We start from the raw sequence: 8757 nt of genomic DNA, 5'->3' as shown, positions 1-8757 counted from the left end.
AATGACGACGCGCCATCGGTCGGCCCCTCCGATTCAGCCGACCGCCTATGAATCACGCAAAACCAATCTTGGGAATCTGGAGGGTTATGTGAGGATCAATACCTCAATTGATGACAGGCCCTAGTTTACATGTCCAATCTTTTTGGCAATGATCTCTTCCCTCGCTATGGGAAAAATGAACACCATCGGCCGATATGCTTAATTAATCTTAACGCCTTTCATCGGTGTCGCGCCGCTGAAGCACGCCAAAAAAATCGAACACGGCGTGGACAGGCGGTAGGTGTGCTGAATGGAAAATCACCGGGCACAGGCTGCATCCCCATACTGGACAGCGTCCCCTTCTAGGACTTCGTGAAGCAGTCTCGCGTGGCTAGAATTTCCGCCGACGCCGGACTCGTTTGATTCCCCGTTGGGGGCTTTCAGTGACGCGCGGCGTCACCCAAGCCGTCGTTTCATTTTGAAGGCGTCTTCAATCGACTTGAGTAATACGGCCTCCGGCTTCAAATCGCGATCGCCAGTAACTTCGCGAAACATCCTGACGAGCGCCATTTCATTGTCGGTTACGACATTGCCAAAAATCTCATGGGCTACGCGCGCGATCTCAGGGTGGTTCTGTTCAAGCGCTAATCGGAAGAGGTGCTTTGGATCAACGTCTAGTGCTTTTGCAAACGCAGGGACCTTGTCGAGTGGCAGCGCTGTGTCTCCGTTTTTGATCATCGAAATTATGTTAGACCGATCATAGCCAACCTCCGCAGCGATCTCCCTCTGGCTTTTGACGCCGGACAGCGCTGCAATCTGCTTGGTCAAGAATTTGCAAAGAGCAGTATCGGCATGAGGTGGGGAGATTGCCTTGCGTGCAACAACAGTTTCGTCGACAGGGCGCTTGGTCATAATTTTCCTTTCTTATGTATTAATGTGTGCATCAGTGACTTATTCATTGATGCATACTTATAAATAGCAATTAAGTAGTGGGATAAACGTGGGAGTTTTAAGTATGTCTGCTTTTCATATCGAAGTGTGTTCGCTTTCCTACCTGAAAGACTTTGACCTTGGCTGATCGATGACTGGCCGTCGAAGCCGCGTTCCGCGGGCTCGAGCAGATTGCCGACTACGACCGTGCCGTCGTCGCCGAATTTTGCGAAACGTTGCGCCGATATGGAATCCACCGCGTAACCGGCGATCGCTGGGGCAGCGAATTCGTCCAAGAGCGGTTTAGCAATCGCGGATTCTACTATGCCGTGAGCGAACGGACGAAGTCAGAGCTATACCGCGAACTCTTGCCTATCCTGAACGGCGCCCGCGTTGAGCTGCTTGATCATAAACGCGCCGTTTCGCAGATTTGCTCGCTGGAAAGACGCACCGCCCGCGGCGGGCGCGATTCGATCGACCACCCTCGCAATGGTCACGATGATATCGCCAACGCGATCGCGGGCGCAGCGGTCAAGGCAAAAGTTTCGCCCGTCCGCCCCGCGATCATTACCGATTTTTACGGGCGACCGCTTCCAAAGCGAATAGACGCCTAGGGAAACCCGCGATGAACCAAACGGAGGGATTCGAGCCATGAGCAACGCCGACAATTTCGTGACACGCTTGCCGAAAGGCGCGCCGGAGCACTTGCGACTGGACATTCCGACCGCCTTCGGGTGCCAGACCACGGCGATCGAAATCATTTCCGCGGTCCGCTCTAACTCGCGGCTGAGTCGAGAGAGGCAGGATATCGAGATCGGCGCGAAGCTGACGGCCGGGCCTTTGGCGCACCTGGCACAGCTGCGGAAGCGCGCCGAGGAAGGACGCGCATCGGCGATGAATCAACGGAAAGTTCTTCGCGACCGCGTTCTGAATTCGGATGCACTTCCGGAGACACGCAAGCAAGAGGTGCGACAGTGGTTTCGAGGGCTTCCGACGCCTGAGAAGATGGAATGGCTACGATCCGGAGATGAGCAGATCCTCGAAGCCGTGCTCGGCGCTCGCTACTACCTCACAGGGCTTCCGAAGGAAGTTTGGGACGCCACAGTCGACAGCGCGGTCACCGCTCGCTTTGGTGACGCACTGAATCAAATCGGCGTGCTCGAGAAGTCCTACGACGAAGCCATTGCTGCAATGCAAGTCGTCGAAAACGCCATCGTCCGCGAGTCGTCAATCACGCCTCGGCGCGCGGCAGAGTAAAAGAACCGACGCCGGGGGTGGAAGTAGGCTCATGGCGGCGGCGGGTTTACTACGCCCGTCGCCGCCAGTTCTTGAGGAGATCGCCGAGATGGACGAGGACGGAAATGGCGCGGGTTATCATCGCCATCATCGCGGTTGCCACGACGCCGGCGTTCGCGGGCGACTGCCGATATGGCAACTATGCCGGTCAATCAGTTGTTTCGTGCGACAACGGCTATGTCGAAACGCACGGCCCGCATGGCTCGCGGGCCTACGGAATCCGAAACGGGGGATTCGAGCGCTATCCCGACCAGGCACCTCCGCCGTGGGCCATAGAGAGGCGGGAAGCGCCTTAAAGCCACTAGGGTAGCCGAACCAGCGGCGGCCCGTGGCGCGCGTTTCGCGGATTGCGCTGCGATGAGCGGCCCGGCCATGAAACGCGCCCACGGGCTTCTATGGCCCGGCATTTGTCATTCACGCAGCGTTGTCGTAAAAATTGAGCAAGCGCGCCCCACGCGAACGCCCCGACCGTGGATGTAACGGCGGGGCGTTTTTATTCGTGTGGGCTATTGCTGAGCCGCTTGCAGATGCGTCAACGCCTCTTCAGCGTGTCCGGTCGCGGCTGAAGCGTCCTTTTTCTTTCCTTCCGCAATCGACGCCTTCAGGTGCGTAATTCCTTCCTTCGTGTGCTCGTTCTTCTTCGCCTTCTCAGCCGCTTCGGCATGTTTGAGGGCGGCCTGGGCATGCGTCACTAGCTTATCTGCATGACCTTGCTTGCCTTCATCAATCGCTTCCTTTGTGTGGCTGATCGCCTCGGCCAAATGGTCCTCGGCCAATGCGATGCGCGGCGCAAATAAGGCGGCGGCGCTTAGGCCAATGGAGAGCACTAAAATCCTGCGGTTCATTGAAAAATCCTCCCTAACGCCATTCTCTTTGCGGGAATGGACGAAGGATCATAACCGACAATTTGCCGGTGTCGATTGGAGCGTCATGAACGCGCGGCAGCTTCCGCCGTCAGCGCTCTTGCGATCGTCTGCGCGACCCGCCTTGGCGTCGGCGCTCGAGAAGCGATTAACGAGCCCGCGCCTGATCGGCTCGTATTCGAAATAGATTGCCATATTCCGACCTCATCATGCCCGCTTTCTCATTGGATACCGCTCAGACTTGGCTAGGAGCTGGATGCCTATCGTCGCGAGCGATGCGTCCTTGCGACAAGGATTTGTATGAGATCGAATATCGCCGCTCCCACGCGACGCCTTTTTCTCGGCGCGATCGAGTCAGTAGCAGCGGCGGTCGCTCTAGGACCCGCTGTAGCCAGCATCGCCGTCGTCGGCGATAGTCTCGCGGCCGGCTGCCCATTCCACACGCTGTCGTATCACCCGTTCAAAGTGATAAACCTTGCCAAGGGCGGCGCGCGGCTCGCGGAAATCGCCGGGCAGTTGGAGCGCGCGCAACGAAATTGCGCGCGGCGCTTCATCATCGACGGAGGTCTTAACGATCTTCTCGGCGCCGCCGCTCCAATTCGAGACATCGAACGCGACTTCCGCGACGTGTTGCAGGTCGTCGATCCGGGCGCTTCCGCGATCTTCACCTTGATGCCTTATATTGCCCAGCGAGAAGTAGCGCCGCTCATAGATACAGCGAACGCAATGATGGTGGATCTTTGCAGAGAGCGAGGCATAGAGGTGTTGGACCTCAATCCATATGTCTCGTTCAATGGCGTGCGCCGCGCAGAGATGAGCGACGACGGGGTGCATTTCACGCCACGCGCCAATGCAGTGTGGATTGCGGCTCTTCGGGAGAAGTTGAGCAATTGGCGTTTCTTCGTTTGAAAACTAGAATTGGCGTTCCCTCGTATTCACCGGCGAGCCGGCGTTTTGCGAGCGCTTCAGCTCGCCGTCGAAGATTTCTTGCGGGACGGACGCGAGCTTCTGCCAGTTCTCGGCGTGTTTCTTCGAGACGCCGAGCGAGGCGATTTGCTCGCCCTTCGTGTGCTTTTCCCCACGTTGGGGAGAAGCAGATTTTGAGTGCTGATTGCCGACTGCCTTCTGCAAATCCTTGAGCGGCTCGCCGGCGCGACGCTCGGCGCGAAGCTGAAAAAAGCCCACAGCCATGCAGCCGCGGGCAAGGATTGCTGCTGTCGAATTGATCAAGGCGACACCGCGCAACTAGAGCCGAGGCGCCCCGTGGCAAGCATGACTGCGGACGTGGAAGGCAGGGCCGGAACTGACCCGCAGGATGAAGGCCAAACCCATTGGAAAGGAGCCTTGGCAAACGGGAAACGGGGCCGACCCAGGAGGGCCAGCCCCGTCACTCAGCGCACGCCTTTAACCGGGGTAGGTAGTGGCGCCGCTAACTGTGCTCGCTCACTGGACTTTTAGCAGACGCGCGCCTCGCCGTTTTGCGGCGAATCGTCTCGCCCGGCGAAGCAATGCGCAGTCGACTAAGGCGGAGAAGATTTCTCGCACAACCTCGCGAATGTCGTCTTTCGAGGTCGAAGCCCCATAGCCGCCGGTCTTGCGGATAGACGGCAGGACTTCGGACGTGACCCACTTGCGGAAGCGATGCGCGGTCGACCCGGGCGTCATCGCATCGCGGCAACGGAGGACGAGGGCATAAAGGCCGGACTCGGAGATGATAAGCATCTCTTGCGGGCCGCCGGGGGTGCTAATTGACGTAGCACCCTTTTCCTCTGGATCGAGTTTACGCAGGGCGCCTTCTGCATGTCCGAGCCCCAGCGCCTCGCAAACGTCCTCGGCGACAAACCACGGCGCGGCGTCTTGATCGACGGATCGAATAAGTTTCGCGTTCTCGAATAGGAAGGGCGTGATTTGCATTCGAGGACGATCGGCCGGCGCCGAAACGCCGGCCGGATCGGGCGCCGTTAATCCGCAAGCGCCAGAGCAGCGTTGATGTCTTCTAGCTCCGAAGGAACGAAGAAGTGACGAGCGCATGAGTCTTTGAGGCGGATGCCGCCAGTCGATTCGATATAGTGCGCAACCGAACGAAGCGTGCGTTGAATGGCCCGGCGTATTTTCTCTTCCGAACTGTTATCGAGGGCGTCGCTCTCTAAGATTTCAACAAAGCGCGAAGCGATCGCGACTTGAAACAGCGCACCCTTCGCGGAGGTCGCGCGCTCGCGACTGGCGTGATCGACTATCGAGTCCAGAAAATCGGATAGCGCCGGTATATAGCGCTCAACCTTTTCGTCACTCTCGGATGCGTCCTCAACAGCGGCATATGCGTCAACCAAGCGTTCGGCTTCATCGGCAAGCGCGGCAACAGGGCAGGCTTCGGTTTTGTTCGTCTTCACGGTCTTCTCTCCTCATATTCCGCCGCGTCCATCGCGGGCGGGAATTGTGCAGGGAAGCGCCAGCCGCCGCGTCGGTCGATGGGCGGCGTCTTCCCTTTCGTCTGTGTGTAGAAGGCGGCCCAAGCGCGCCACGCATGAGAGCCGTAGGCGATCCAAATGAGTGAGGACGCTACGTTGGTGTCTTGGCGCGGAAACTTGCGCCAACGCGCCTCTCTGAGCCATCTCTGCGCGCTCATGACGTAGCGGGCGGGACGGCCCTCTGTGGTTCGCGCATAGGCAACTGCGCCGGCGATAATCGTCTCGGCGTCGGCGCGCGCTATAGCGCCGCGCCACGCATCACGCGCAGCCTCGGCGTCGTGGCCCTCGGGACGCTGCGGGAACGCTGCAAGGAAGCGGTCGAAGGCGTTCGCTGGGTCACAATCGAGAGTCACTGGAGCCCAACCGTTCTGTTTGTTTGTAAGATTTCCCCGATTGCTCATTGGAGAGTCCCCGAGCGAAGGGCATAGGCGAGACAGCCCCGCAGTATGCGAGGCCGTCCGCATGCCCTCCGCGATCTTTGCTTGCTCATCGGAGCCGCCCGTCGCTTAAGGCCCGCACGTGGAAGCGCCGCCGTGCGGTTGCAGGCTGCTTTCGAGGCTGGCGTCGCCCCGCTCTCCGCGCCCCCTGCTTTCGGCCGCGCATGGTCTGTGGAGAGGCCCAACGGTAGACCTTGCCCTCTCGCCGCCGCTGTCATGAAACCAACCAGCGAGAGGCGCGCGCACGCGTGCGAGAGCGCCGAGATTGAGTGAGGGGCGGCGCGTGCCGGAGATGGTTTACGCAAGGCTCCTGGCGCCGCCCCTCTGGTCGCCTTTCGGCGGTTTCCTGCGCGCTACGTCGGCCGCAAGAGCCCTGCGTGCGCGAGCAGCGGAAGCGCCTCGACCTCTGCCGCTTCTTCGTCCTCAAGGTCCGCGTCGCCCTCGATCTCGTCGGCGAGCGCAATCAATGCGTCGGCAAGATCGTCGAGCCCCGGGAGGTCAAGGTCGTCTGGAAGGTCGCCCAAGGCTTTCAGCGCACGCTCTACGCGGCGCTGAAAGCCGGGCTCGGGCTCGACGAAGAGACGCGGCCCGGGTCGGCGAGAGGGGAGTTCGACGAGCGTCACGGCCGGCGCTCCGAGTGAAGCATCGCCACGATCGCGCGGAGGTCATGCGCGATCCATGCGCACCAAAGGACGCCAAGCGGCGTGAGCAGCAAAAAGTTCGGCGGCGATCTTCCAAGACATTGGACAAGCCTCTCCCGTTCGCGGAAACGGTGGTTTCCGCGTCGGCGTGCATTGAATGAACGTTGCACTTTTGATATAAGGCTATGTCGGCCGAATGGTCAATATCAAAAATGTAAGGTTATGCTGATAATGTCTCTTTCGCCGGGGCAACTGAGGGCGGGACGCGCTCTAATTGGCTGGTCTCAGGACCAATTGGCCGATGCGTCGAAGGTGGCGAAAGCAACAATCGCCAATTTTGAAGCGGGAAAGCGACAACCATATCCGCGCACATTGGACGATCTTCGCGCTGCCTTAGAGGCGGCCGGAGTCGAGTTCATCGAGCGGAATGGAGGGGGTCCGGGCGTGCGCCTGCGCGAGACTGAACAGTCCGCGCCGACCATCGCCGTTGAGGACCTGAGTGCGGAGAATGACGAATAGGGTGAGCGTCGAGACTGTCAGGTGAGGGCGAAGGACGGACCGTCAAAAATTGAAGAGGGACGCGCGACCAATGACTCCCGCACAATCTCGCGACGCTCGCGCCCTGCTAAGAATCACACAAGAAAAACTGGCTGAAATGGCTTGTTTGAACGTTTCGACGATTGAAGATTTTGAGGGCGAACGTCGACAGCTTTCCGCGGGAGCAGTGGCGTCTATCCAAGTCGCCCTTGAAGCTGCCGGGGTCATTTTCGTTGGCGGGCCTGAATCTGAAATGGAACGCAGGCACATGACGCGGATCGTTGAACATCGCAGCGCCCTGCCGAACGGCCCCGTGGTGGAGGTCCACATCCGCCGAGACGCGACCGCTGATCCTGCTGTGTTCGCCTACGTCAACGTCAATGTGTTTGGCCAGAACCCAGATCCTACTGCCTTCCCTGAGCGCCTGCCTCCTACCGACGCCTTCCTCCAAGCGCTCGCATATGCAGAACGCGCCGGTATCACGGTTGTATGGGTTAACGATCCAGGCGGTCATTACCCTCCGGAAAAGCGCCCCGTCCGGGATGTGAGCAAACCCTAGTCGGCTCGCACCGGCGTCGAGTTCATCGCGGAGAACGGAGGCAGTCTGGTTGCATTCCCCCGGAGTCCGCACGTAAATTGCAAAGATAAAAGTGGCCCCCAAGCCGCCCGAGAGCGCCCCGACCGTGGATGTAACGGCGGGGCGTTTTTGTTTTGGAGTCGGGCGACGAGACCAGAGTTATAGGCAATCTCGCCGCCCTAGCCGCGCCAAAAGGGGTGTGAATTTGCATGGAATAAGGGCTCTGACTCATTTTTGATGAAGTTGGGGCGCCGATTTGCGTTGGTTTCGAAAAGGAATCAACGCCATGGCTCGCACGCTACGACCTTCGGATTTTGTGCCGCGTGGTTTTCATGTTGAGAGCGCCGCCGATGATGGCGCGATGATTGTCATCACTGTTCGCCCCACGAGTAAGACGGGTCGATGCCTGGACTGCAGCGCGATCGCCACGCGTGTCCATAGTCATTATCATCGAAGTTTGGCCGATCTTCCGTTAGCAGGTCGGCAGGTTCGGCTTGTCGTCGTCGCGCGGCGTTTTCGCTGCGACGCCGCGTCTTGTCGCCGCGCTATTTTCGCCGAGCGGTTCAATGCCGATGTTCTGGCGCCCAGAGCTCGTCGCACTGCGCGGCTCGATTGCCTTGTCCACCATCTTGGACTTGCGCTGGGAGGGCGGCCGGCGGCGAGCTTTGCGCGGCGTTTGATGCTGCCGGTCAGCAATGACACATTGTTGCGGGTCGTTCGCCGGCGCCGCTGTCCGCCGATCCCGCCGCCGACCGTGGTCGGGATTGATGATTGGGCGTGGAGGCGTAACCAGCGTTACGGCACAATTATTTGCGATCTCGAACGGCGTCGTCCCATCCGGCTTCTCCCCGACAGGGAGCCGGCGACCGCGCAGGCATGGTTGGCGGGTCAGCCGCAGATCGAGATTGTGGCGCGCGATCGCGGCGGCGGCTATGCGCTCGCCGCCGCCAGGGCGCTGCCACAGGCGACACAGGTCGCTGATCGCTGGCATTTGATGGAGAACGCCAGCCGCGCTTTCCTTGACGCCGT

At 59.7% G+C, this 8757-nt stretch carries 14 protein-coding genes; 8 read left to right on the top strand and 6 right to left on the bottom strand.

Annotation, left to right across the window (positions count from 1 at the left end; all coding sequences use genetic code 11):
- Window positions 1–435 precede the first annotated feature (435 nt).
- Window positions 436–891 carry a helix-turn-helix domain-containing protein gene (locus tag AB7I51_RS16820; RefSeq protein WP_428406349.1) on the bottom strand — a complete coding sequence of 152 codons (456 nt, stop codon included), beginning with the start codon at window positions 889–891 and terminating at the stop codon, window positions 436–438.
- 347 nt (window positions 892–1238) lie between these two features.
- On the opposite strand from AB7I51_RS16820, the gene AB7I51_RS16815 reads away from it, so the two are divergent.
- From AB7I51_RS16815 to AB7I51_RS16805, 3 genes are all read left to right on the top strand, one after another.
- The gene (locus AB7I51_RS16815) at window positions 1239–1523 is read left to right on the top strand and encodes a hypothetical protein (RefSeq protein WP_428406348.1); all 285 of its coding nucleotides are present in this window, start codon (window positions 1239–1241) and stop codon (window positions 1521–1523) included.
- A 37-nt stretch (window positions 1524–1560) separates the two neighbouring features.
- Window positions 1561–2166: a hypothetical protein gene (locus AB7I51_RS16810; RefSeq protein WP_428406347.1), complete on the top strand. Its 606-nt coding sequence runs from the start codon at window positions 1561–1563 to the stop codon at window positions 2164–2166.
- 104 nt (window positions 2167–2270) lie between these two features.
- Window positions 2271–2501, top strand: coding sequence for a hypothetical protein (locus AB7I51_RS16805; RefSeq protein WP_428406346.1), 231 nt, complete (start codon window positions 2271–2273; stop codon window positions 2499–2501).
- Window positions 2502–2711: 210 nt separating this feature from the next.
- On the opposite strand, the gene smbP is transcribed toward AB7I51_RS16805, so the two are convergent.
- Complete coding sequence (gene smbP, locus AB7I51_RS16800; RefSeq protein WP_428406345.1) at window positions 2712–3050, bottom strand: small metal-binding protein SmbP; 339 nt, start codon at window positions 3048–3050, stop codon at window positions 2712–2714.
- Window positions 3051–3368: 318 nt separating this feature from the next.
- Between smbP and AB7I51_RS16795 the strand changes: the two genes are divergently transcribed.
- Window positions 3369–3977, top strand: a complete 609-nt coding sequence (locus AB7I51_RS16795; RefSeq protein WP_428406344.1) for an SGNH/GDSL hydrolase family protein — start codon at window positions 3369–3371, stop codon at window positions 3975–3977.
- 3 nt (window positions 3978–3980) lie between these two features.
- Here the strand turns inward: AB7I51_RS16795 and AB7I51_RS16790 are convergent, their stop codons facing one another.
- The 4 genes from AB7I51_RS16790 to AB7I51_RS16775 all read right to left on the bottom strand — a co-directional run bounded on the left by AB7I51_RS16790 (window position 3981) and on the right by AB7I51_RS16775 (window position 5937).
- Window positions 3981–4259, bottom strand: coding sequence for a hypothetical protein (locus AB7I51_RS16790; RefSeq protein ID WP_428406343.1), 279 nt, complete (start codon window positions 4257–4259; stop codon window positions 3981–3983).
- Window positions 4260–4511: 252 nt separating this feature from the next.
- Window positions 4512–4982, bottom strand: a complete 471-nt coding sequence (locus AB7I51_RS16785) for a BRO-N domain-containing protein (protein WP_428406342.1) — start codon at window positions 4980–4982, stop codon at window positions 4512–4514.
- A gap of 47 nt (window positions 4983–5029) precedes the next feature.
- Window positions 5030–5458, bottom strand: a complete 429-nt coding sequence (locus AB7I51_RS16780; RefSeq protein ID WP_428406341.1) for a hypothetical protein — start codon at window positions 5456–5458, stop codon at window positions 5030–5032.
- Window positions 5455–5937, bottom strand: a complete 483-nt coding sequence (locus AB7I51_RS16775) for a hypothetical protein (protein ID WP_428406340.1) — start codon at window positions 5935–5937, stop codon at window positions 5455–5457. The genes AB7I51_RS16780 and AB7I51_RS16775 overlap by 4 nt, the downstream gene beginning before the upstream one ends.
- Before the next feature lie 413 nt (window positions 5938–6350).
- Here AB7I51_RS16775 and AB7I51_RS16770 point away from each other — a divergent pair, with 413 nt between their 5' ends.
- The 4 genes from AB7I51_RS16770 to AB7I51_RS16755 all read left to right on the top strand — a co-directional run.
- Window positions 6351–6614 carry a hypothetical protein gene (locus AB7I51_RS16770; RefSeq protein WP_428406339.1) on the top strand — a complete coding sequence of 88 codons (264 nt, stop codon included), beginning with the start codon at window positions 6351–6353 and terminating at the stop codon, window positions 6612–6614.
- Window positions 6615–6836: 222 nt separating this feature from the next.
- The gene (locus tag AB7I51_RS16765) at window positions 6837–7133 is read left to right on the top strand and encodes a helix-turn-helix domain-containing protein (RefSeq protein ID WP_428406350.1); all 297 of its coding nucleotides are present in this window, start codon (window positions 6837–6839) and stop codon (window positions 7131–7133) included.
- 70 nt (window positions 7134–7203) lie between these two features.
- Window positions 7204–7710 (top strand): hypothetical protein, encoded by a 507-nt coding sequence (locus AB7I51_RS16760; protein ID WP_428406338.1) that lies wholly within the window; start codon window positions 7204–7206, stop codon window positions 7708–7710.
- Between the two features lie 304 nt (window positions 7711–8014).
- On the top strand, window positions 8015–8757 hold a 743-nt coding region (locus tag AB7I51_RS16755), incomplete at its 3' end, for an ISL3 family transposase (protein ID WP_428406337.1).

Origin of the sequence: Methylocystis sp. (assembly GCF_050246715.1) — a bacterium.
Classification (GTDB): domain Bacteria; phylum Pseudomonadota; class Alphaproteobacteria; order Rhizobiales; family Beijerinckiaceae; genus Methylocystis.
This window is presented reverse-complemented; position numbering and strand designations above follow the sequence as displayed.

Coding starts and splice junctions, on each gene's coding strand:
- AB7I51_RS16790 (WP_428406343.1), bottom strand. CDS start 4,259: ATGGCTGTGGGCTTTTTTCAGCTTCGCGCCGAGCGTCGCGCCGGCGAG.
- AB7I51_RS16760 (WP_428406338.1), top strand. CDS start 7,204: ATGACTCCCGCACAATCTCGCGACGCTCGCGCCCTGCTAAGAATCACA.
- AB7I51_RS16765 (WP_428406350.1), top strand. CDS start 6,837: ATGCTGATAATGTCTCTTTCGCCGGGGCAACTGAGGGCGGGACGCGCT.
- AB7I51_RS16820 (WP_428406349.1), bottom strand. CDS start 891: ATGACCAAGCGCCCTGTCGACGAAACTGTTGTTGCACGCAAGGCAATC.
- AB7I51_RS16785 (WP_428406342.1), bottom strand. CDS start 4,982: ATGCAAATCACGCCCTTCCTATTCGAGAACGCGAAACTTATTCGATCC.
- AB7I51_RS16805 (WP_428406346.1), top strand. CDS start 2,271: ATGGCGCGGGTTATCATCGCCATCATCGCGGTTGCCACGACGCCGGCG.
- AB7I51_RS16795 (WP_428406344.1), top strand. CDS start 3,369: ATGAGATCGAATATCGCCGCTCCCACGCGACGCCTTTTTCTCGGCGCG.
- AB7I51_RS16775 (WP_428406340.1), bottom strand. CDS start 5,937: ATGAGCAATCGGGGAAATCTTACAAACAAACAGAACGGTTGGGCTCCA.
- smbP (WP_428406345.1), bottom strand. CDS start 3,050: ATGAACCGCAGGATTTTAGTGCTCTCCATTGGCCTAAGCGCCGCCGCC.
- AB7I51_RS16810 (WP_428406347.1), top strand. CDS start 1,561: ATGAGCAACGCCGACAATTTCGTGACACGCTTGCCGAAAGGCGCGCCG.